Below are 21,149 nucleotides of genomic sequence, written 5' to 3'. Positions count from 1 at the left end.
ACCAAGTCCGGACTAAAGGGGCGTCACTCGGGCGCCGGATATTGCTGCGGATAGGGGGCCTGATCCCCGGAGGGCGGTTTGGGCGACGATTTCTTGCCGCATCCGGCCAAGGGCATGGCCAGCGCCACGGCGACCAGAAGCACCGTTCCCGCGCGCCGCAACACGCCTTTTCGTTCGTCCCGCATCGTACCGTCCTTACCCTTGCACAATCGTCACAGATACTCGGCCCGCGCCGCCTTTACCGCCTCCCGCACGCGAGCCGGGGCCGTGCCGCCGAAACTGGTGCGGCTGGCGACGGAGGCGGCGGGCGTCAGCACCGAGTATATATCGTCGGTGATGCGGTTTTCCACAGCCTGCATTTCCTCCAGCGTCAGGTCGGCCAGATCGACTTGCCGCGCCTCCGCCTTCGCGACCAGCGCCCCGGTCACGTGATGCGCGTCCCGGAACGGCAGCCCCAGAACCCGGACCAGCCAATCGGCCAGATCCGTTGCGGTCGGGAATCCCTGTTTCAGCCCGTCCTGCATTCGGTCCGGCCGCGCTTTCAAATCGTCGACCATGCCGGCGGTCGCGGCGACGGCCAGCGTCAGGCTTTCCACCGCATCGAACAGCGGTTCCTTGTCTTCCTGCATGTCCTTGCAGAAGGTCATCGGCAGGCCCTTCATCATGGTCGAAACGCTGATGAAGGCGCCCAGCAGGCGGCCCGGCTTGGCGCGGACCAGTTCGGCGGCGTCCGGGTTCTTCTTCTGCGGCATGATGGAAGAGCCGGTGGTGAAGGCGTCGCTGAGGCTGATGAAGGCGAAGCGGTCCGACATCCACATCACGATCTCCTCCGCCAGACGGCTGAGATGGATCGCGTGGATCGATCCGGCGGCCAGGAATTCCAGAATGAAATCCCGGCTGCCGACGCTGTCCATGGAATTGCGGGTCGGGCCGTCGAAACCCAGTGCTGCGGCCGTTTTGTGCCGGTCGATGGGGAAGGAGGTGCCGGCCAATGCCGCCGCGCCCAGGGGACATTCGTTCAACCGCTTGCGGCAATCGGCCATCCGGCCCCGGTCCCGCGCGACCATTTCGACATAGGCCATCAGATGATGACCGAATGTCACCGGCTGCGCGCTTTGCAGATGGGTGTAGCCGGGCATCAGCGTGTCGGCATACATCTCCGCCTTGTCCAGCAGGGCACGTTGCAGATCGGCCATCAGCGCATCGATCCCGTCCAGCGCGTCGCGCAGCCAAAGACGGACATCGGTGATGACCTGGTCGTTGCGGCTGCGGCCGGTATGCAGGCGGGCACCCGGATCGCCGATCTTCTCGCGCAGACGTGATTCCACATTCATGTGGATGTCTTCTAGTTCCGTCTTGAAATCGAAGGTCCCGGCCTCGATTTCCTGTTCGATCTCTTTCAACCCGGCGTGGATCGCGTCGCGATCGCCGGCGCTGATCACGCCCTGGGCGGCCAGCATGTCGGAATGCGCCAACGAACCGCGGATGTCCTGCTTGTAGAGGGCCTTGTCGAAGCCGATGGAAGCGTTGATCTTTTCCATGATTTCGGCCGGGCCGCCGGAGAACCGGCCGCCCCACATATCATTCTTGGACATCGCGTCTCGTCCTAACCAGATTTCGTTCGTCTCAGTGAGGTGACCCCGTGACCGACCCGTCAGACCGCCTTTCGCAGCCCACCCGCCGCGCCGTCGCCGCCGGCCTTGCCGCGACCGGTCTGATCGGCGCAGGAATCACCGCCGCGCAGCCTGGAAAACCAGCCTTCGCGGGCGCGGACTATCCGCCGACGCAAGGAGAGATGCAAGGCTTCGTTCTGTTGAAGGAACGCGCGCCCGCGCCGAACCAATCCTTCTTCGACGGTGACGACAATGTCCGCCATTTCTCGGATTTCGCGGGCGAGGTCCTGTTGGTGAATTTCTGGGCCACTTGGTGCGCGCCCTGCATCAAGGAAATGCCGAGCCTCGCGCGTCTCGATGCAGAACTGAAAGACGCGCCGTTCCGCTTGCTGGCGGTCAGCCAGGACCGGGGCGGCAAGGATGTCGCCGAACCCTTCATCCGCGATCGCCTGAACCTGCCGGATTTGCAGATTTTCTATGATCCGAAGCTGAAGCTCGGCCGCTCCTTGGGCGTCCGGGGGCTGCCCTCGACCTATCTGATCGACGCCACCGGCCGATTGGTCGGCGGATTGACCGGTCCCGCCGAATGGGACGGCGACGACGCGCTCGCGCTCATCCGCCATGTACTCGGGGAAGGCGGAACGCCGAAAAACGCGACCACCGAAACCTAGTCGCAAATCGCGGAGGACATTTGATCGCCGTTAAGCTGGCGGAGTGTCGGTATGAATGGGACACGCGGCTGCAATCGGTTATCGCGCGTTCCCGGGATCGGTGCTTGGCAGGGGGCTTGGTCGCCGATCCAGATCGCGGTCCGCGTTCCGTTGGATCCCGCTAGACTCCGTGTCCCATGGGCCACAGGACGGTGCGGGACGAGTTCAGCTCAGCGCCTGCTTCACGATCGGCGAGGCCTTGCCGAAATCCATGCGGCCGGCGAAACGGGTGCGCAACTCGCCCATGACCGCGCCCATCTCCTTCAGGCCGGTGGCACCCATTTCCTCGATCAGGCTCTTCACTTCCGTCTCGATTTCGCTGTCGGACATCTGCTTGGGCAGGAAGCGCTGAATGACCTCGATCTCCGCCTGCTCGCCTTCGGCAAGTTCCAGGCGGCCGCCCTTTTCGTACATCGAGATGGATTCCTTGCGCTGCTTCACCATGCTCTGCAGCATCTGAAGCAGTTCGTCGTCGGAAATCCCGTCATTGTTGCCCTTGCTGCGGGCGGCGATGTCACGGTCCTTCAGGGCCGCGAGGATGAGGCGTAGCGTCGACACGGCGCGGTCGTCCTTCGCGCGCATGGATTCCTTGAGCGCCTTGTTCAGCTCGTCACGCATGATTTCCTGTCTCCCATTTCCCGCCGCGCCGGATCATAGCGCATGGTCCCCTGCTTCGGGAAGGGCGGGACCATACCCCAAGGCATTGACCGGGGCAACCATTCGAAAAATTGTTAAGTTATTGTAATTAATAGGTTTTATAAAAACCGCCACGGCTTGACCTTTCGGGGCGTGGGGCGTATTCATCCCCGGGTCTCCGGCGGGTTCGTCTCCGGGGCCCAGGCGCCGCCCACCGGCGGAGACCGCCTAACCCTTTGACGAACGGGACGCTTTCGCCAATGCCTGCTGAGACTGCCACGCTTTCCGCCACCGACACCCCCGAATTCGCGCCGAAGCCCGATGGCGCCACCGCCGCCTTGGTGCTGGCGGATGGCACGGTTCTTTGGGGACGCGGTGCGGGAGCGGAAGTGACGCGCGTCGGCGAGGTCTGCTTCAACACGGCGATCACCGGATATCAGGAAATCCTGACCGATCCGTCCTATGCCGGGCAGATGGTGACCTTCACCTTCCCGCATATCGGCAATGTCGGCGCCAATCTGGAAGATGTCGAGACGACGACGCCCGCCGCCTGTGGGGCGATCCTGCGCGCCGATATCACGGAGCCTTCGAATTTTCGCGCCGTCAGCCATCTGGACGGCTGGCTGAAAGCCCATGATCTGCCCGCCCTGACTGGGGTCGACACCCGCCGGCTGAGCCGCCGCATTCGCGATGCCGGCGCACCGAACGCGGTTCTGAGCCACAATGCCGATGGCGTCTTCGATCTGCCGGCCCTGTGGAATCAGGCGCGCGACTGGCCGGGCCTGGAAGGCATGGACCTGGCGAAGGACGTGTCCTGCACGCAAGCCTATCAGTGGGAGGAAACCCGCTGGGTTCTGGACAGCGGCTATGGCCGTCTGGGCGAGCCGAAATTCAAGGTCGTCGCAATCGATTTCGGCATCAAGCGCAACATCCTGCGCTGCCTGGCGACCCTGGGCTGTGCGGTGACGGTGCTGCCCGCGACGGCGACGGCGGAAGAGGTCCTGTCCCATAGTCCGGACGGCGTCTTCCTGTCCAACGGCCCCGGCGATCCGGCGGCGACCGGCGTTTATGCGGTCCCGATGATCCAGGGCGTGCTGGCCGCCGACGTACCGGTCTTCGGCATCTGCCTCGGCCACCAGATGCTGGCCCTGGCGCTGGGCGCGAAGACGAAAAAGATGCATCTGGGCCATCACGGCGCCAACCATCCGATCAAGGACCTGACCACCCAGAAGGTGGAGATCACCAGCCAGAACCATGGCTTCGTGGTCGACAAGGACAGCCTGCCGGCCAATGTCGAGGCGACGCACTTCTCGCTGTTCGACGGCACGCTGGCCGGGATCCGGGTCAAGGACCGACCGATTTTCTCGGTGCAGTATCACCCGGAAGCCTCGCCCGGTCCGCAGGACAGCCATTACCTCTTCCAGCGGTTCGTCGACCTGATGGCGGCGCGCAAGGGGTAAAGTCTAGGCGCGGCGCTGGATGACCAGTGTGACGCCGAGACGTTCCAACTCCGCCTTGTAGAGCAGGCCGTCCGGATCGAACCAGAGGGTGGCCCGCTCGTCCGGGGATTCGACGGTGTAGCCGTTCAGGTCCAGAACGCCCTTGTCGGTCGAAATGCGCTCCTTGCCGATGGCGGAGACGCGCCGTTCGAACATCTCGCCGTCGATGACATGCAGGACGCGCTTCCGCTGCAGCATGCGTTCGCGCCAGAGCTGGGTCGAGGGCACCAGATGCCGGTCCCCGGTGCCGACCTTGCCGTTATGGGTGAAGCGGAACTGGGAACCCTCCATCCGGCCGGTCATGCGGTTGTGCTGATCGTTTTCCCGAGCATCCACATCCAGTCCGACGAGCACGCCGTCTCCATAGATTTCCGAAACCGACATGTGCAGGGAATAGATCGAGATGCCGCCGATCACCTCGACTTCGATCTTCGTTTCCATGCGGACTTCCCAATTGCCGTCCTCAGTCCGCAGGATTGTCCCTTCGGCATGACCGGAGGGGTCGTCGCCGACGTTGATATCGTAGGACAGCGTCGTGCCCGCCAGATCGCCGAACAGGGCGTCGGGTTCCGCCGATGCGGGGATTGTCACCGCCAGGAACATGGCCAGTGCGGCAAGCCATGTTCGTCGGGAAGATCCAATCACGCCGCCAATGCCCCGGCAAAGGCATCGATGACGCGCGCGATCCCGGCATCGTCGATATCCCGGTGCACCACCAAGCGCATGAAGCTCCCGGACAGACCGGTGACGATCCCGGCGCCGCGCAGGCTTGCCTGGACGGCCTCTGGATTCGGCGCGGTGATCGTGACCAGAACCATATTCGTCTGGTTCGGCGCCTGATCGACCGACAGCCCCGGCAGGTTCGCCAACCCCTGGCGCAGCGTCGCGGCGCGGGCGTGGTCTTCCGCGATGCGCGGGGCGTGATTGTCCAGGGCGTAAATCCCGGCAGCCGCCAGAATGCCGACCTGGCGCATGCCGCCGCCCAGCATCTTGCGATACCGTCGCGCGCGCCTGACCAGGTCCTTGGGGCCGCAGAGCACCGTCCCGGCGGGCGTGCCAAGGCCTTTTGACAGGCAGGCGGACACGCTGTCGGCGCAGCGGGCCAGGGTCTTTACGTCGATATCCAGCGCGGCGGCGGCGTTGAAACCCCGCGCCGCGTCCAGGTGAACCGCCAGTCCGAAATCGCGGGCGGCCTGGGCCGCCGCTTCCTGTTTATCCAGCGGCACCGCTTTGCCGGTCACCGTGTTTTCCAGGCAGAGCAGTTTCGTGATCGGTAGATGCGGGTCGTCCGGTTTGACCGCGCTGCGGACCGATTGCGGATCGATGCTGTTATCCGGGTTCACATCCAGCGGATCCAGCGCGATCCCGCCCAGAACCGATGCGCCATGGGCCTCGGCGCTGAAGACGTGATAGGGGCGCCCGACCAGCACCTCCTCGCCCCGCCCGCAATGGGCCAGCATGGCGCAGAGGTTGCTTTGCGTGCCGGTCGACAGGAACAGCGCCGCTTCCTTGCCGAACAGATCGGCGGTTTTCTCCTCCAGGGCGATGACGGTCGGATCGTCGCCGAACACATCGTCGCCGACCTCCGCCGCGGCCATCGCCGCCAGCATGCCGGGGGACGGGCGCGTGACCGTGTCGCTGCGCAGGTCGACCAGACTGTTGCCGTTGTGACCCAATGCCGCTTTCGCCGTGCCTACATACATGTTCGTCGCTCCAGGATGAGGGGAGGGTGCAGACTAGGATGGCGCGGCCAGGAAGGAAACGATCTGGTCGGCACCCCAATCCGAAATCTTGTGGCGCGCATGGGTCTCGTCGATCCGCACGGTGAACGCGCCCCCGGCGCCCAGGTCGGACAGGTGCTTGGTCAGGGCCGGCTCATAGGCGCGGCCCTTCACGTTGCGGAAGCAGCAGCGGTCGAACCGGTTGAACAGATGCATCTGCGCGCGCCCTTCACCGGCCGCGCCCATCAGGAACAGATCCATCATGCCGACCAATTCGCGCAGCGGCGGATACTCCGCAATTCCGATTGGCGCGTCCTGTCCTTCGCGCAGATAATAGGGCAGGATTCCGGCGGCCGCGACCGACCGGGCGATCCGGTCGTCGAGGGCCGCGGTCAATGCGACCGTCGCTGCGCCGGCCGAAAGCCCGACGGCGTCGATACGGTCGAAACCCAAAAACGCCAGAAGATCGATCCCGGCCCTTACCGGTTCGATATGATATGCAAGGCCGTTCTCCAACTCGCGCAGGCCGAATTGCAGATTGATCTCACAGGCCGGATCGATGGAACCGGGGCATTGGACCTCGCGGGAATTTTCGCCATAGCCCAACTGATTGAACGCGACGATCGTGTATCCTTCCGCCAGCATCCGCTCCAGAAAGCCGTCCGCCTGCATGAAATCGCCCGCGAAGCCGTGATGATAGATCAGCGCCTTGCCGGCCTGCGGCACCTCAGGCGTCAGAAGGTAGAAGAATGACAGAACGCCCGGGCCGGGTTCGACATAGAAGCGGCTCGCCCCCTTCAGTCCGGATAATGTCTGTGCTGAGTCCCAAAGGGCGCTCGGCACCGAAAATCGATGATAGCGTGCCGCGACGCGATCCGCGCTGCCGCCATAGACCAGGCGTACCAAGTCCGTTCGACGATTGCGCAGTTCAACCGCGTCATTGATGGTCAGGAATTCAGAGGCATCCTGCAGTGCTAGTTCCGGTCGCAGGGTCTCGAAGACATACGGGTCGCTTTCCTTGTACCGCTTATAAAGCATGTTCCCAGTGTCACTGATCCGGATCAGCGCGACCGCGCCGCCGACCAATACGGCCAGGCAGAGGGCGGCGAGAATCAGGCGCTTCACGGGCCGGGCCATGACGAGAATCCTTGTCGGGTCTGGTGGGCGTCTTGCTGCGGATTGCGGAATTCTGTAAGTCTTCGGCGACGCCAACCTTATGCCGCGCCGGCCCTTCGGGTCGATACCGGAGTTCCGGAGAAGTCCCCGTGACCGATACCAAGACCCAGTCTTCCGCGCGGGACCGCGCGATGGCGACCACGTTCGGCGTCTTGCTGGGATTGGCCGCGCCATTGACCGCTTTCGGCAATGCGGCGCTGGGGATCGCATTCGGCCTGGCGGTGCTCATAAGTCTCGTTCCTTTGCGGCGGCAGGATTCGCGGACGCTGTTCATTCGGCCCTTGCGGACGCGCGCGGCCCTTGCCGTCGGCGTGATGCTGATCTGGTGGACCGTGTCGGCGGTTTTTTCTGCCGACCCGGCGGGATCGTTCGAGGTCATCGCGAGGGTCGCCCTGTTCGGCCTGGCATTCTGCGCGGTGATTCAGGCCGCTGCCCAAATGCGGGGCGCGCCGCGCGCGGCAGAGAATGCCTTCGTCCTGGGGCTTGCAGGCGTTGGTGTGCTGGCGGTCCTGGCGCTGGCGGTCGATACCGGACTTCTCAGATTGTTCAAACCGCTGACGGATGGGCCGATCTATCCGCAGGACATGTTCAATTCCTACAAATCCCTGTTGTCCATTGCGTTGCCCGTCGCGATCTGGATCGCCTGGCGTCGTCCGGAGATATGGGTGCGGCTGACGGTGGCCGTCGCCCTGGTGACGGGATTGGCGTTGATCCTGGGATTGCAGGGCCAGGTATCCTTTGCGGCCCTTGGCGGATTCGTCGGGGCAGTGGGGGCGATCTCACTCTTGTGGGTGGCCGGACGGCTTGGGCGGATCGCCCGCACCGTCCTGATCGCCGGTGTACTGGTTGCCGCATTGAGCGGCGGGGCCGTGATCCTGTCGAAACTGCCGGACGCCCCCATTACGGAGGCGGTGCGGGACAATCCGCCCTTGCCCGCCGTCGATGTGCATCGCCAGGCGATCTGGGGGTTTGTCTTCGGCAAGGCGCTGGAACGGCCAATCCTGGGGCACGGCATCAATGCGATCGACAAGGTCGAGGGCGCGAAGCAGGAAGTCCTGGACTTCAATCAGGAATACGTCCCGGCGCATCCGCATAACTGGTTCCTGGAAATTCTGTCCGAGACAGGGTTCCCGGGACTGATACTCTTCGCGGCGTCGATCATCTTGAGCATGATCGCCGTCGGGCGCCTGACCTTGCGGGGTCGGGCGGGCGGTTGGGCCGCGATCGCGGTGATGGGGGCGTTCTGGACCAGCTCCCTCGCTAATTTCTCGATCTGGGCGGCCTGGTGGCAGATCGCCTATCTGGCCATACTCGCTATCCCGGCCGCGGCGCTGATGATTACCCGCCGGTAGCCCGCCCGCGTCCTAGTCCTCGCCCGGTACGGCGACCTTGCCGCTGTCGACCAGTTCGAATTTCCAATCCTCTGCCTCCGTGCCGTCCAGGTTCAGGTGCCCGGCCAGGAAATACAGTCGGTCGCGATCCGGTCCTTCTGCGGTGCAGAACCTGTCCTGCAGATAGAACGGCGGCGTCGCCTGATAGTTCAGTGTTGCGCGGACATGGGCCGGCGTGCCCGTCAGCTCCGACCGGGGAATGACGACGTCGAAGCGGTCACCCCCGCCGGACTTATAGTCCGGATCGTCGCCGACATGATGGGCGGCGGCCTCGCGGGCCAGAACCTCCGTTGCACCGATGGCTTCGGCCAGTTCGATCCGGTCCTTCAGGGGCAGATAGCCATGCGGCAGAATGCGATTGTCCTTCACCTCGCCGCAGATCGACAGGAAGCTGGTGGTCAAATTGCCGCCCGGCGCCGGATTGTTCCCGCACATCGGCTTCTCTACCGGCGCTGGGGACACGACCAGTTCCTGATAGATCTGTGCCTGGTTCTGGCGGGTCAGGGTTTGCAGGTGGGGTTGGAATTTCGGGTCGCCAGGATGGCGCAGACCCGAACAATCGTCCTTCCACCACAGTTCGCCTTCGATAGGCGCGCCTTCGGCATCGACGATGACACCGGCACCATTCGTCCGGCCGGATGCCCAAAGGACCGATCCGCGTTCGTCCAGTACCTCGAAAGTGACGAAGGCGCGGCGGAAGCCAACACCGGACGGGAATTTATGCCCGACCTTGCTGTCGATCGCGACGGTGGCGGTCAGAGCGTCCTTGCCGAATGCGACATTTTCCACCGCGACGGTCGCGGTGTAGTGATCGGCGTTAATCAGCATTTCCTGTTCCGTCCGGACCAGGGAGGGTTCGCCCTTGGACACAAGCATGGGATCCTGGGTCGGGATGCCGAATACGTCGGGGAATTGCTGGGCCATCTTGATCAGGAAGACGTTCAGCCCGACCAGCGTATGCCGGGCGAAGCCGGATCGGGCGGGGATATCGATCTCCTCCGGCGGCAAGTTGTATTCGGCCTGCGGGAAGTTCGAGAATTCCTGGATCGACGCGATCTGGCTGACGATGGGCTTGCCGTCGACCTCGTTGACCATGTGGCAGTCGAGGCAGGATTGCGCCCGGTCGCCGGCACCCAGCGGCAGTTTGCCGTTCGGCGTGCTGCCGGTCCGATAGGCGCTGAACAGCCATTCCGGATAGGTCGTCTGTTCGTAGGTATAGCCCAGCGGCTCGTTGTCCCGCATCACCGGCAGGTGGACCGTGTGGCAGGTACCGCAGAGTTCCGAGGATGCGAACTGATCGTCATGAACGGGATCGATACCGATCGAATGCTTCATCGGTATGATCTTCGGCTTCTCGAACGGACCGCGCAGCGCGTCCGGCGCACCGACCCAGAAACTGCCCGTGACGGTCCGCGCGAAGCCTTTCAGTCCCAGTTTGGTCGGATTCAGAAGATCCTGACGTTCCTCGACGCAGCCATTCTCGGCGGCATTCCGGGCAGCTTCGATCTGCGCATCCGTCTGCACTATCCGGTGACAGGATGTGCAGGAAATGCCGTCCCGCGCCAATGCCCCGTAATTCGCGTGCTCGGCGGTCGGGTTGCCGGGCGGATAGGGCACGGCGGAGACCATGGATCGGGTAAAGTCCGCGTCGCAATTGCCGGTCGCTTCCTTGTTGTCGATGGCGAATTGGCGCTGGCCCATGATGCCGTGACACCCGAGACAGATATTCTCGATCATCCCGGCCGAATCCGGATGGAAGGTCTGTGTCTCGCTGGCCAACTGGGCGAAGAAGATCGGATCGCGCCCGGCCAGGCCCATCGGAGAGGTGCGCCACGTCCCGTATGGGGAATAGTTGATCAGCTGATCGGTGTGCTTCTTCGGCTCCGTCATGGAGAATTGCAGACCGGTCCCGCCTGCATCGTGACAGCCGGCACATTGGTCGGAGGTCAGGAACTCGCTATGCGCCGTCACCTTGCCCGCCGGAACCCAGACATTGTCGTATGTCGCGGAGGGGAACCGGTCGACGCTGTTCCAACTCGGCGCGGCCTCCGTGGTCTTCCCGAATTGATCCAGGAACGCGCTGCCATATTCATAGAAGGGCTGCCCCAGGCGCGGCGCCGGATCGTCGGGCAGAACGACCAGCCGGTGATGGGACGTGGGCGGGTCGGCAAGGGTCCAGTTCTGACTGAGGAAGACCAACGGCCGGCCTGGCTCCTTTTCGATATTCTTCAGGCTGGCGAAGGTCAGATGCTCTTCGGATGAGGCATGGCAGTTCACGCAGTACTGGCCAAAGCCTTGCAGCGGCGCGCCATTGTCCGGCCCCGGCGGCCAGTCGGGCGCCCAGCCCTCATACCCATACCAACCCCAGAACCAGCCATCATGAGACGCGTCGTTGTCGCGGACCATGAAGGCGATGCCGCTGGTCGGCAGCAGATAGTTCGTATCGGGGACGTCGCAGCGCGATGCCGGCGCCGGGTACATTTCCTTCGCCATGATCGCACCGTCCGGGATCGGCGTGCGCTCCTTCGGCTCTATGGGGTCTCCGTGCTCGTTAACCGGCCGGTTCACCCGTAGCCATTCGTGCATTTCCTTGGAATACCAGATCACCACGGGGGCGTGGGTGCCGTGATACTGGCCGACCCATTTTGCATCCTGCAGGCGTTGGGTATAGGGGCCGGTATCGCGTACCGATTTGTCGCGAACCCAGCCCTTATCGGGGTCCCGGTGGCAGAAATTGCCGAAAAATTCCCCGACAACTGCTTCGTATTCGTTGAGGGGCAGGGCGCTGGGATCGCGCATCGTCACGGCCAGCGAGTCACACAGCGCGGCATCCGTCGGCAACAGGGGGCGATCCATCTTGGCGCTGCACTGCCCTTCCGCAAGGGCCGCTGCCGTGCCGCTAATGAAAATGCCTGTCGCGATACAGGCGCCGCACAGCGCTCTTATTCCGCTAAGCATCGTCAGATTCCCCTTATAAATAATCGCTATGCGAGTAAACGTAACACATCCATTGGTGTTTTATGTGAAGTTTTTTGAAGTTTTGAGTGTTCTGCGGCGACCGCTGCCCCGCTGTCCCTTGACCGCAGCAGGGATAGCCCGTATCACCCGCGCCATTACGCGGATGCCGGGGGCGGGACTATCCTTCCCGCTGGGGCGGTCCTTGAGTGTGGACGATAAGACCCCGAACGCGCCCGGCACGAAAGGAGCAACCAACCATGCAGGTGGGATCCATCTCCCTTGGCCGGCTTGTGCCCGCCACCATTGCCATGGGCGTTATCATTCTGGCGTCCAACTTTCTTGTCGAAATTCCGGTTCAGGGCCATGTCGGCGGCATCGATCTGTCGAACTGGATCACCTATGGCGCCGTCACCTATCCGATCGCCTTCCTGGTGACCGATACCACCAACCGCCTGTTCGGTGCCGCCGCGGCCCGGGTCGTGGTCGTGTTCGGCTTTGTCATTGGGGTCGTCCTGTCGCTGATCCTGGCCGATGCGCGCATTGCCCTGGCGTCGGGCAGCGCCTTCCTGATCGCGCAATTGCTGGACGTCTTCGTCTTCGACAAGCTGCGCCGCCAGACTTGGTGGAAGGCGCCCTTCGTATCGTCCTTTGTCGGGTCGGCCATCGATACCGCGCTGTTTTTCAGCATTGCCTTCGCCGGAACCGGTCTGCCCTGGATGACCTGGGCGTTGGGCGATTTCTGGATCAAGCTGGCGATGGCGACCTTGCTGCTGCCGGTTTTCCGGGCGTTGATGGCCCTGTTCCCGACCGCGCCGCGCAACGGCGAGGCGGCGGCCTGAATCCGGCATGCGCGTCGATCTCTTCGATTTCGATCTGCCGGACCATTGTATTGCGCAGGGTCCGGCCGAACCGCGGGAATCGGCGCGCCTGCTGCGCGTACCGGCCGACGGCGCATTCGGCGATCACCGTATCGCCGACCTGCCGTCGCTGTTGGATGACCGGGACCTTCTGGTCGTCAACGATACCAAGGTCATTCCGACCCGGCTGGACGGCAGACGCGGCGAGGCGAGCTTCGAAGCGACGTTGATCGAACAGAAGAGCGGCGATAGTTGGGATGCCTTCGCCCGGCCGGGCAAGAAGCTGAGGGTCGGCGATGCCGTCCTTTTCGCCGGCGAACTGGAAGCAACGGTCGTCGACAAGTTGCCGGACGGCCGGGTGACTTTCCGATTTTCCCTGTCCGACGCGGATCTGCGCGACGCGCTGTGGCGTCACGGCCGCATGCCGTTGCCGCCCTATATCAAGCGTTCGAAAGGCGGCGATACAGATCAGGACGCGAAGGACCGCGAGTCCTATCAGACCGTCTTCGCGGAACGGGAAGGCGCCGTGGCCGCGCCGACGGCCAGCCTGCATTTCACCCCTGCATTGCTGGACGCGCTGGCGGATAAAGGGGTGCAGACCGTGCGGCTGACCCTGCATGTCGGCGCCGGAACTTTTCTGCCGGTCAAGGTCGAGGACACCGCCGAGCACAAGATGCACAGCGAATGGGCGCATCTGCCGGCAGAGGCGGCGCAGCGCCTGAACGATCACCGGCGCGCGGGCGGCCGCATTGTCGCGGTCGGCACGACCCCGATGCGGACTCTGGAAAGTGCCGCGACGCCGGATGGCACGATCCGGCCCTTCGAGGGCGACACCGACATCTTCATCACGCCGGGCTACCGATTCCGGGCCGTGGACCGGCTGATGACCAATTTCCACCTGCCGCGCTCGACCTTGTTCATGCTGGTCAGCGCCTTTGCGGGGCTGGATCGGATGCAGGCCGCCTATGCCCATGCCATTCGGACCGGATACCGCTTCTATTCCTATGGCGACGGCAGTCTGTTGGACCGCGCGGGAGACGATACATGACCGAATTCGGCTTCACCCTGATCGGCACCGACGGCATGGCCCGCCGCGGCCAGGTCCAGACCGCCCATGGCACCATCGAGACGCCCGCCTTCATGCCGGTCGGCACGGCGGGGACGGTGAAGGCGATGATGCCGGAATCGGTCGCCGCAACCGGGGCTGAGATCGTCCTGGGCAACACCTATCACCTGATGCTGCGGCCGGGCGCGGAACGGGTCGCGGAACTGGGCGGCCTGCACAAATTCATGAACTGGCCGGGGCCGATCCTGACCGATTCCGGCGGCTATCAGGTCATGTCCCTGGCGGCGCTGCGCAAGATCACCGAAGAGGGCGTGCGCTTCCGCAGCCATGTCGACGGCAGCTACTATTCCCTGTGGCCGGAAAGCTCGATGGAAATTCAGCGGCTGCTGGATGCCGATATCACCATGGCCTTCGACGAATGCACGCCCTATCCCGCCGATCACGAAACAGCGAAGGCGTCGATGGAACTGTCGATGCGCTGGGCCGCGCGGTCGCGTGACGCATTCGCGCGCCGTCCGGGCTATGGCCTGTTCGGCATCGTCCAGGGCAGCGTCTACGAAGACCTGCGCCACCAGTCGATTGAGGCCCTGACGGATATCGGCTTCGACGGCTATGCGGTCGGTGGCCTGGCGGTGGGCGAGGGGCAGGAACTGATGTTCTCCACCCTGGATTTCACCATGCCGGCCATGCCCCAGGATCGGCCCCGCTATCTGATGGGCGTCGGCAAGCCGGATGATCTGGTCGGCGCGGTGAAGCGCGGCATCGACATGTTCGACTGCGTCCTGCCGACCCGGTCCGGCCGCAATGCCCAGGCCTTCACAAGGCGCGGCACCGTCAATCTCAAGAATGCCCGCCATGCCGCCGATCCCCGGCCCCTGGACGAGAACTGTCCTTGCCCGTGCTGCCGCAATTACAGCCGCGCCTATCTGCATCACCTGACCAAGGCGCAGGAGATGTTGGGGCCGATGCTGCTGTCCTGGCACAATATCGCCTATTATCAGCAGTTGATGGCCGGCATGCGGCAGGCCATTCAGGAGCGGCGGTTCGAGGATTTCGAGGCCGCCTTCAACGAGGAACGCGCGGGCGGTGATATCCCGCCACTGTGACGGGACGATGACCGACGATCCGAAATCGCGAATACTGGTGCGGGCGCTGGACGAGGGATTCAGCGTCGCGGGCGTCGCAGCGGCGGCGATGGGCGAACGCGAGCAACGCCGCCTCGAAGAGTTCGTGTCCCAAGGTCAGCATGGCGAAATGACCTGGATGGCCGACAAGCTGGACCGCCGCCGATCGCCCAAGGACCTGTGGCCCGAGGTGCGCAGCGTCCTTGTACTGGGGACCAATTATGGCCCGGAAGACGATCCGATGGACCTACTGGATCGGCCGGAACTCGCCAACATTTCCTGCTATGCCCGGAATCGCGATTATCACGACCTGATCAAGAAGCGCCTGAAACGGGTCGCGCGCTGGATGGCGGAGAGCTTCGATTGCGAGGTGAAGGTCTTTGTCGATACCGCGCCGGTCATGGAAAAGCCGTTGGCCGCGCTGGCCGGTATCGGCTGGCAAGGAAAGCACAGCAATCTGGTGTCGCGGGATTTCGGGTCGTGGCTGTTTCTGGGGGAAATCTACACCACCCTGGAGTTGGTCCCCGACGCGGTGGAGGGGGATCATTGCGGCGGCTGTCGACGGTGCCTGGACATCTGTCCGACCGACGCCTTTCCCACACCCTATACATTGGATGCCAGGCGCTGCATCAGCTATCTGACGATCGAGCATAAAGGGCCGATACCGGTCGAGTTCCGGGAGGCGATGGGCAACCGGATCTATGGCTGCGACGATTGCCTGGCGGTCTGTCCGTGGAACAAATTTGCGGTTCCGACCCAGGAAAGCGCGTTCCTGCCTCGCGACGGCGTACGCGGCGCGACATTGCGTGATTATCTGGTCTTGGACGATGCGGGCTTCCGGTCCCTGTTTACCGCCAGCCCGGTCAAGCGCATCGGACGCAGTCGCTTCATGCGCAACGTTCTGATCGCCAGCGGCAACAGTCGTGATGCAGAACTGGCGGAACCGATCGCGGGATTGCTGGAAGATGAGGACGCGACGGTGCGTGGGGCGGCGGTCTGGGCATTGCGGCGCTTGGCGCCTGAGACCGCGGCAGCCTGTCGACAGCGCCTCCGGTCCGCCGAATCCGACCCTCAGGTCCTGGAAGAATGGGACCGCTGAAACGAAAAGGCCCGCCGGTAAGGGCGGGCCTGATCGGAATGATATGCGCGTGACTTACGCGGCGATGGCGGCCTGGCGCTTTTCGATGCGGCGCTTCAGCTTCTTCGCTTCGTCCGTCAGCTTACGGTCCGGCGTGTTCAGCAGGAAATCGTCGATCCCGCCCTTCTTGTCGACGGTGCGCATGGCGCGGGTCGACAGGCGCATCTTCACGCGTTCGCCCAGAATATCGCTCTGCAGGCGGACGACGTGCAGGTTCGGCAGGAAGCGCCGACGGGAGTGGTTCATGGCGTGCGAGACGTTGTTACCCGTCATCACACCCTTGCCGGAAATCTCGCAGCGACGAGACATGGTTCATTCCTTTCAGTCTATCGAAAGTTCCGCACGGTCCTTGAAAACCGCACCTTCTTTCGCGTTATTGCTTGTTTATAAGCGTCTTCTCCAGGCCCGCACGGCCCGGAAAGCGGCGCTTTTTAGAGTATCGGACCCCAGGGCGTCAAGTCCGCAAGCCCGGATTTCGGCCACTGTTGCCCATTCGCGACAGAGAAATCCATCGATAATTGTCTGAAACCGATTTTTCGCGTGAAATCAGAGGCCTTTTGCGGCATCGTCACGTCGTTCCGCAAGAATGCGGCATCGAAATATTTCGGTTCTGGGGGTGTGTAGCGTTATGCGCGGTACGAAAACCATTCTGGCGGCACTGGCCGTCGTCCTGGCTTCGGCACTGCCGGCCATGGCCGAAGAAGACGGCAAGGAGCCGTCTTTCATCCGCTTCGGCGCGGGCTATTACGACGTGAACGACGATATGGGCGCCGGTGAATTCCACATGGAATACATTTCCGGCTCCAAATGGTGGGTGTTCAATCCTTTTGTCGGCGTGATGGCCACGACGGACAGCGCGTTCTACGGCTATGCCGGCGTTCGCCTGGATCTGTTCATGGGCCGCCGTTTCGTCATCACCCCGTCCTTCGCGCCGGGTCTGTATCATGACGGCGACGGCAAGGATCTCGGCTATCCGATCGAGTTCCGTTCGGCGATCGAGTTCGCCTATCGCTTCGACGACCGATCCCGCCTGGGCCTGAGCTTCTATCACCTGTCGAATGCCAGCCTGGACGAAAACAATCCGGGCACCGAAGTCGCGACCATCCATTACTCCTATCCGTTCAACCGCTTGTTCAGCGACTGACCGGGGGAAGCCGGGGTAAACGGAAGGCCGGACCCTCGGGGCCGGCCTTTTTCATATCCGGTTTGAATTTGCGCCTTCGTCTCCGCACTATACCGCGACCCAATGGTCGAAAACGTCGTATGAAAGAGGTATCGGGATGGCCTGGACGGAAGAAAAGCTCGCCGCGCTGCGCAAGAAATTCGACGGCATGACTGGTGGCGATCTGATCAATCCCGACTATCAGGAAATTGCGGAACATATTTTCTCCCAGGGTGGCAATCGGCCCGCACCTTATGCCGGTTTCCCGACCCTGCTGGATGCCCCGGCACGCAGTGGCGATGACGCATTGGAGGGATTGCAGGTCGCGCTTTACGGCATGCCGATGGATCTGGGCGTGACCAACCGGACCGGCGCGCGATTCGGACCGCGGGCCATCCGCGCCATCGAACGGGTCGGGCCCTATAACGACTTCCACCACACTGCGCCGCTGCATCAGATGGCCGTGGCGGATATCGGCGACGTGCCCTTCCGCAGCCGGTTCGAATTGCACAAAAGCTTGGAAGACATCGAAACTTTCGTGGCGCGCATGGTGTCCGCCAATGTCATACCGGTTGGGGTCGGCGGCGATCATTCCGTGACCCATCCGATCATGCGCGCCCTGGGCAAGGATCGCCCGGTCGGCATGGTTCATATCGATGCCCATTGCGATACGGGCGGCGCCTATGAAGGTGAGAAGTTCCATCATGGCGGCCCATTCCGGAATGCCGTGATGGACGGTGTCCTGGACCCCGAACGCTGCATCCAGATCGGCATTCGCGGTGCCGCCGGCTATATCTGGGAATTCTCCGAGGAGGCGGGCATGACCGTGATCGAGGCGAAGGACATCGCCGCGATGGGCATCGATGCCATTGTCGCCAAGGCGCGGGCTGTGATCGGCGATGGTCCGACCTATTTCACATTCGACATCGACGGTCTGGATCCGGCTTTCGCGCCCGGCACCGGCACGCCCGAGATCGGCGGTCTGACCACGCGCGAGGCCATGGCGATCATTCGCGGTCTGAAAGGGTTGAACTTCATCGGCGGCGATGTCGTCGAAGTCGCGCCATCCTACGACGCCACCGCAAACACCGCCCATGCCGGGGCGCAAATGCTGTTCGAAATCCTCAGCCTGATTCAGTTCAGTCCCTCGCTTCCCAAGGCGGAGAGATAACGGGCGGCCGTTCGGCCAGGAATGGTGGGGAGGATTCCCGCCATCTAAATTTCTGCCCTCACTGTCTCAACTTGGTCATGCAGTCTTGATACCCTCCGCGCGCGATGGGCGACGCATCGTCTTTCCGTGTCGATGTTGGGCCCGCCGTCGACTGCGATCCGTCACGATTGGCGGGCGGATGCCCGGTGGTCCTTTCGGGTCTTGCTGAAGTGTCCGGACCGGCCTTAATCCCCACGCAAGGTCGGTCTCAAACTCGTGCGGGAGCAAGAACCATGAGTGAGAAGATCTTCAACGTGCTCTTTCTGTGCCGTGGCAACTCGGCCCGATCCATCATGGCCGAGGCGATCCTGGAACGGGAAGGCACGGGCCGGTTCAAGGCCTATTCCGCCGGAAGCCATCCGCGCGGCGAGGTGCATCCCTATGCGGCCGACCTGCTGCAAAAGTTCAATCATCCCGTCGACAGGTTGCGCTCGAAAAACTGGGACGAGTTTTCGTCCGACGACGCGCCGAAGATGGATTTCGTCTTCACCGTCTGCGACCAGACCGCGAACGAGGTTTGCCCGACATGGCCGGGCAAGCCGATGACCGCGCATTGGGGTTGCACCGACCCGGTCGCTGTGGAAGGAACGGAAGCGGAAATTCGGGCAGGTTTCGCCGATGTTTATGGGCAACTCGCCAATCGGATATCCGTCTTTGTAAATCTGCCCCTGGCGGCGCTGGATCGCCTGAGCCTGCAGCGTCGTCTGGACGAGATGGGGGGCAAGGCGAAGGAAATGGTTTGAGTGCGTGATGTCCGTTAGCGATTCCGTCCCTTCTCCCATCGGCGTCTTCGAACGGTTCCTGTCGGTCTGGGTGGCGGTCTGCATCGTCACCGGAATCGGCCTTGGATTGGCCGTGCCCGGGCTGTTCGAAGCGGTCGCCGGGCTGGAATATGCCAGCGTCAATCTGGTCGTCGCCGTCTTCATCTGGGTGATGATCTATCCCATGATGGTGAATGTCGATTTCGCGTCGATCGCGGATGTCGGCAAGCGGCCGAAGGGGTTGTGCATCACCCTTGTCGTGAACTGGCTGATCAAGCCGTTCACGATGGCGTTTCTGGGGGTGCTGTTCTTTGAGCATCTGTTTGCCGGGCTGATCGATCCGCGTGACGCGCAATCCTATATTGCCGGCGTGATTCTCCTGGGCGTCGCGCCCTGCACCGCGATGGTGTTCGTCTGGAGCCAGCTTGTCCGGGGGGATGCCAATTATACCCTGGTCCAGGTGTCGGTGAACGACGTCATCATGATCTTCGCCTTCGCCCCGATCGCGGCGTTGCTGCTGGGCGTGACGGATGTCGTCGTTCCGTGGGACACGCTGCTGCTGTCGGTCCTGCTGTATGTTCTGGTGCCGCTGGCGGCGGGCTATGTGACGCGCAAACGGCTGGACCGGTCGGGCGATACCAACCGCATCGCATCCTTTACCGCGCGGATGAAGCCCTTTTCGGTGATCGGTCTTTTGGCGACGGTGATCCTGCTATTCGGGTTCCAGGCGGAAACGATCGTCGGAAACCCGCTGGTGATCGTCCTGATAGCGGTCCCTTTGCTGGTCCAAAGCTATGGGATTTTCATCATCGCCTATGGTTGGGCTTATCTGTGGAAGGTCCCGTTCTCGACCGCTGCCCCGGCCGCGCTGATCGGTACATCGAATTTCTTCGAACTGGCCGTCGCGGTGGCAATCAGCCTGTTCGGCCTGAACTCCGGTGCCGCACTGGCGACGGTCGTGGGCGTGCTGGTCGAAGTGCCCGTGATGCTGTCGCTTGTCGCCTTCGCCAATCGGACCCGGCATCTGTTTCCGGAAAGCCGATCCGTCTAGGATGCCGTCACCGGACCCAGCCGTGACGGCAAATGCGCCTTCAGAAAGTCCAGGGTGACGCGGGTCTTCAGCGGCAGATAGCGGCGGCTGGAATAGATCAGCCAGATACCGGTATCCGCGCTGCTGGCATAGGCCGTGTGGCCGGGAAACGGATCGATCAGCCGCCCCTGCGCGAAAGCGTCTGCCGTCAGCCAATCCACCAGCAAGGCCGGCCCCAACCCCATTTCGGCGCAATCCCGCAAAGCGATGGCGTTGGAAACGCGCAGATCGCCGGTGACCGGTACTTCTGTTTCCTGTCCGGCGCCATCGCGAAACATCCAGCGCGATTGGTATTCCGGTAGGGATTGTCGCAAGCACCTGCGCCGCGTCAGGTCGCTGGGATGGTCCAATCGCGTGGCGGGATCCTGCTGGTAAGCCGGGGACACGCAGACCCGATATCGGGTCGTTCGAAGGCGGGTCGCAATCACATCGGTCTCCGGCGGTGGACCCAACCGGATCGCCAAGTCGATGCCGTTTTCGACCAGGTCGAGCTGCCCGTCACTGGCGATCAGGTCGAGCGCCAGGTCGGGGAAGGCGGCCCGGAACGCGGGTAACAAGGGCACAAGGCAGACCTGCGTGAAGGCAATCGACGCGGTCAGCCGGATCGTTCCCATGGGCCGCGCCGCAAGGTCGGTTGCCTCCTGTCGGGCCTGTTCCAACTCCTCGATCAGCGGTTCGATCCGGGCGAGATAGGCCGCACCTGCCTCTGTCAGCGCGACCCGGCGGGTGGTGCGTTGAAACAGGCGCAAGGCCAGTTCATCCTCCGCCGCCGCCACCGCCCGGGAGATGGCGGAAGGGTCGACATCCCGTTCACGGGCGACCGCCGCGAAACTGCCGAGCCGGGCGACATCCGAAAGCAGACTGAGCGTAGACAGATCCATTAATGCGAAAAATGCATGAATATCATGCGTGGAGCAATATTTAATGCGGTACTCAATCCGGGTACGACGGCCAAACAGAAACGCCAAGGAGGCCAATGTGCAAAAGATTGCTTTTCTAGGAATGGGCGCGATGGGGCGCCGCATGGCGGCGCGGCT

Annotated in this window: 20 protein-coding genes; 11 read left to right on the top strand and 9 right to left on the bottom strand. The window is 63.1% G+C overall.

What is annotated here, in order from left to right; translation table 11 throughout:
* Positions 1-23 precede the first annotated feature (23 nt).
* Both ACO06O_RS10910 and argH read right to left on the bottom strand, forming a co-directional pair.
* The gene (locus ACO06O_RS10910; RefSeq protein WP_420420256.1) at positions 24-185 is read right to left on the bottom strand and encodes a hypothetical protein; all 162 of its coding nucleotides are present in this window, start codon (positions 183-185) and stop codon (positions 24-26) included.
* 27 nt (positions 186-212) lie between these two features.
* On the bottom strand, positions 213-1,595 hold the full coding sequence (gene argH / locus ACO06O_RS10905; RefSeq protein WP_421879480.1) for an argininosuccinate lyase: 1,383 nt from the start codon (positions 1,593-1,595) through the stop codon (positions 213-215).
* A gap of 47 nt (positions 1,596-1,642) precedes the next feature.
* On the opposite strand from argH, the gene ACO06O_RS10900 reads away from it, so the two are divergent.
* A complete protein-coding gene (locus ACO06O_RS10900) occupies positions 1,643-2,284 on the top strand; it encodes a TlpA family protein disulfide reductase (protein WP_421879476.1) in 642 nt (213 codons plus the stop codon).
* A 204-nt stretch (positions 2,285-2,488) separates the two neighbouring features.
* On the opposite strand, the gene ACO06O_RS10895 is transcribed toward ACO06O_RS10900, so the two are convergent.
* Complete coding sequence (locus tag ACO06O_RS10895; protein ID WP_421881103.1) at positions 2,489-2,944, bottom strand: GatB/YqeY domain-containing protein; 456 nt, start codon at positions 2,942-2,944, stop codon at positions 2,489-2,491.
* Between the two features lie 275 nt (positions 2,945-3,219).
* Here ACO06O_RS10895 and carA point away from each other — a divergent pair, with 275 nt between their 5' ends.
* Positions 3,220-4,419: a glutamine-hydrolyzing carbamoyl-phosphate synthase small subunit gene (gene carA, locus ACO06O_RS10890; protein WP_421879473.1), complete on the top strand. Its 1,200-nt coding sequence runs from the start codon at positions 3,220-3,222 to the stop codon at positions 4,417-4,419.
* A 3-nt stretch (positions 4,420-4,422) separates the two neighbouring features.
* On the opposite strand, the gene ACO06O_RS10885 is transcribed toward carA, so the two are convergent.
* From ACO06O_RS10885 to ACO06O_RS10875, 3 genes are read right to left on the bottom strand one after another with little or no spacing between them, the layout of a single operon-like run.
* The gene (locus ACO06O_RS10885; protein WP_421879470.1) at positions 4,423-5,103 is read right to left on the bottom strand and encodes a DUF6134 family protein; all 681 of its coding nucleotides are present in this window, start codon (positions 5,101-5,103) and stop codon (positions 4,423-4,425) included.
* A complete protein-coding gene (gene ltaE / locus ACO06O_RS10880) occupies positions 5,100-6,161 on the bottom strand; it encodes a low-specificity L-threonine aldolase (RefSeq protein WP_421879467.1) in 1,062 nt (353 codons plus the stop codon). The genes ACO06O_RS10885 and ltaE overlap by 4 nt, the downstream gene beginning before the upstream one ends.
* Before the next feature lie 33 nt (positions 6,162-6,194).
* A complete protein-coding gene (locus tag ACO06O_RS10875; RefSeq protein ID WP_421879464.1) occupies positions 6,195-7,316 on the bottom strand; it encodes an alpha/beta fold hydrolase in 1,122 nt (373 codons plus the stop codon).
* 128 nt (positions 7,317-7,444) lie between these two features.
* Between ACO06O_RS10875 and ACO06O_RS10870 the strand changes: the two genes are divergently transcribed.
* A complete protein-coding gene (locus ACO06O_RS10870; RefSeq protein WP_421879461.1) occupies positions 7,445-8,707 on the top strand; it encodes an O-antigen ligase family protein in 1,263 nt (420 codons plus the stop codon).
* 12 nt (positions 8,708-8,719) lie between these two features.
* Here ACO06O_RS10870 and ACO06O_RS10865 read toward each other — a convergent pair whose 3' ends face one another.
* On the bottom strand, positions 8,720-11,704 hold the full coding sequence (locus tag ACO06O_RS10865) for a hypothetical protein (protein ID WP_421879458.1): 2,985 nt from the start codon (positions 11,702-11,704) through the stop codon (positions 8,720-8,722).
* A gap of 257 nt (positions 11,705-11,961) precedes the next feature.
* On the opposite strand from ACO06O_RS10865, the gene ACO06O_RS10860 reads away from it, so the two are divergent.
* Genes ACO06O_RS10860 through queG form a run of 4 tightly spaced genes read left to right on the top strand, consistent with a single transcriptional unit; the run spans position 11,962 to position 15,850 of the window.
* Positions 11,962-12,543 carry a queuosine precursor transporter gene (locus ACO06O_RS10860; protein WP_421879455.1) on the top strand — a complete coding sequence of 194 codons (582 nt, stop codon included), beginning with the start codon at positions 11,962-11,964 and terminating at the stop codon, positions 12,541-12,543.
* 7 nt (positions 12,544-12,550) lie between these two features.
* Positions 12,551-13,609: a tRNA preQ1(34) S-adenosylmethionine ribosyltransferase-isomerase QueA gene (queA, locus tag ACO06O_RS10855; RefSeq protein WP_421879452.1), complete on the top strand. Its 1,059-nt coding sequence runs from the start codon at positions 12,551-12,553 to the stop codon at positions 13,607-13,609.
* Positions 13,606-14,733 carry a tRNA guanosine(34) transglycosylase Tgt gene (tgt, locus tag ACO06O_RS10850; protein ID WP_421879448.1) on the top strand — a complete coding sequence of 376 codons (1,128 nt, stop codon included), beginning with the start codon at positions 13,606-13,608 and terminating at the stop codon, positions 14,731-14,733. The genes queA and tgt overlap by 4 nt, the downstream gene beginning before the upstream one ends.
* 7 nt (positions 14,734-14,740) lie before the next feature.
* Positions 14,741-15,850 carry a tRNA epoxyqueuosine(34) reductase QueG gene (gene queG, locus ACO06O_RS10845; protein ID WP_421879445.1) on the top strand — a complete coding sequence of 370 codons (1,110 nt, stop codon included), beginning with the start codon at positions 14,741-14,743 and terminating at the stop codon, positions 15,848-15,850.
* A 54-nt stretch (positions 15,851-15,904) separates the two neighbouring features.
* Here the strand turns inward: queG and rpmB are convergent, their stop codons facing one another.
* Positions 15,905-16,198 carry a 50S ribosomal protein L28 gene (gene rpmB, locus ACO06O_RS10840; protein WP_420420270.1) on the bottom strand — a complete coding sequence of 98 codons (294 nt, stop codon included), beginning with the start codon at positions 16,196-16,198 and terminating at the stop codon, positions 15,905-15,907.
* 319 nt (positions 16,199-16,517) lie between these two features.
* Here rpmB and ACO06O_RS10835 point away from each other — a divergent pair, with 319 nt between their 5' ends.
* The 4 genes from ACO06O_RS10835 to arsB all read left to right on the top strand — a co-directional run bounded on the left by ACO06O_RS10835 (position 16,518) and on the right by arsB (position 20,073).
* Positions 16,518-17,033, top strand: coding sequence for an acyloxyacyl hydrolase (locus ACO06O_RS10835; protein ID WP_420420271.1), 516 nt, complete (start codon positions 16,518-16,520; stop codon positions 17,031-17,033).
* A 136-nt stretch (positions 17,034-17,169) separates the two neighbouring features.
* A complete protein-coding gene (gene speB, locus ACO06O_RS10830; protein ID WP_421879441.1) occupies positions 17,170-18,222 on the top strand; it encodes an agmatinase in 1,053 nt (350 codons plus the stop codon).
* Between the two features lie 272 nt (positions 18,223-18,494).
* Positions 18,495-19,004: an arsenate reductase ArsC gene (locus tag ACO06O_RS10825; protein WP_421879438.1), complete on the top strand. Its 510-nt coding sequence runs from the start codon at positions 18,495-18,497 to the stop codon at positions 19,002-19,004.
* Positions 19,005-19,011: 7 nt separating this feature from the next.
* A complete protein-coding gene (arsB, locus tag ACO06O_RS10820) occupies positions 19,012-20,073 on the top strand; it encodes an ACR3 family arsenite efflux transporter (RefSeq protein WP_421879435.1) in 1,062 nt (353 codons plus the stop codon).
* On the opposite strand, the gene ACO06O_RS10815 is transcribed toward arsB, so the two are convergent.
* Positions 20,070-20,993 (bottom strand): LysR substrate-binding domain-containing protein, encoded by a 924-nt coding sequence (locus tag ACO06O_RS10815; protein ID WP_421879432.1) that lies wholly within the window; start codon positions 20,991-20,993, stop codon positions 20,070-20,072. The two genes, arsB and ACO06O_RS10815, sit on opposite strands and share 4 nt — an antisense overlap.
* Positions 20,994-21,149 lie beyond the last annotated feature (156 nt).

It is taken from the genome of Pacificispira sp. (assembly GCF_965228185.1).
GTDB lineage: Bacteria > Pseudomonadota > Alphaproteobacteria > UBA8366 > Aestuariispiraceae > Pacificispira.
Note: the sequence above shows the minus strand (reverse complement) of the source record. Positions and strands in the feature narration are given on the sequence as shown.

Excerpts from the sequence above, each read along its gene's own strand:
- ACO06O_RS10910 (WP_420420256.1), bottom strand. The coding sequence starts at position 185 with ATGCGGGACGAACGAAAAGGCGTGTTGCGGCGCGCGGGAACGGTGCTT.
- argH (WP_421879480.1), bottom strand. The coding sequence starts at position 1,595 with ATGTCCAAGAATGATATGTGGGGCGGCCGGTTCTCCGGCGGCCCGGCC.
- carA (WP_421879473.1), top strand. The coding sequence starts at position 3,220 with ATGCCTGCTGAGACTGCCACGCTTTCCGCCACCGACACCCCCGAATTC.
- ltaE (WP_421879467.1), bottom strand. The coding sequence starts at position 6,161 with ATGTATGTAGGCACGGCGAAAGCGGCATTGGGTCACAACGGCAACAGT.
- ACO06O_RS10875 (WP_421879464.1), bottom strand. The coding sequence starts at position 7,316 with ATGGCCCGGCCCGTGAAGCGCCTGATTCTCGCCGCCCTCTGCCTGGCC.
- ACO06O_RS10865 (WP_421879458.1), bottom strand. The coding sequence starts at position 11,704 with ATGCTTAGCGGAATAAGAGCGCTGTGCGGCGCCTGTATCGCGACAGGC.
- ACO06O_RS10860 (WP_421879455.1), top strand. The coding sequence starts at position 11,962 with ATGCAGGTGGGATCCATCTCCCTTGGCCGGCTTGTGCCCGCCACCATT.
- queA (WP_421879452.1), top strand. The coding sequence starts at position 12,551 with ATGCGCGTCGATCTCTTCGATTTCGATCTGCCGGACCATTGTATTGCG.
- tgt (WP_421879448.1), top strand. The coding sequence starts at position 13,606 with ATGACCGAATTCGGCTTCACCCTGATCGGCACCGACGGCATGGCCCGC.
- queG (WP_421879445.1), top strand. The coding sequence starts at position 14,741 with ATGACCGACGATCCGAAATCGCGAATACTGGTGCGGGCGCTGGACGAG.
- rpmB (WP_420420270.1), bottom strand. The coding sequence starts at position 16,198 with ATGTCTCGTCGCTGCGAGATTTCCGGCAAGGGTGTGATGACGGGTAAC.
- ACO06O_RS10835 (WP_420420271.1), top strand. The coding sequence starts at position 16,518 with ATGCGCGGTACGAAAACCATTCTGGCGGCACTGGCCGTCGTCCTGGCT.
- speB (WP_421879441.1), top strand. The coding sequence starts at position 17,170 with ATGGCCTGGACGGAAGAAAAGCTCGCCGCGCTGCGCAAGAAATTCGAC.
- ACO06O_RS10825 (WP_421879438.1), top strand. The coding sequence starts at position 18,495 with ATGAGTGAGAAGATCTTCAACGTGCTCTTTCTGTGCCGTGGCAACTCG.
- arsB (WP_421879435.1), top strand. The coding sequence starts at position 19,012 with ATGTCCGTTAGCGATTCCGTCCCTTCTCCCATCGGCGTCTTCGAACGG.
- ACO06O_RS10815 (WP_421879432.1), bottom strand. The coding sequence starts at position 20,993 with ATGGATCTGTCTACGCTCAGTCTGCTTTCGGATGTCGCCCGGCTCGGC.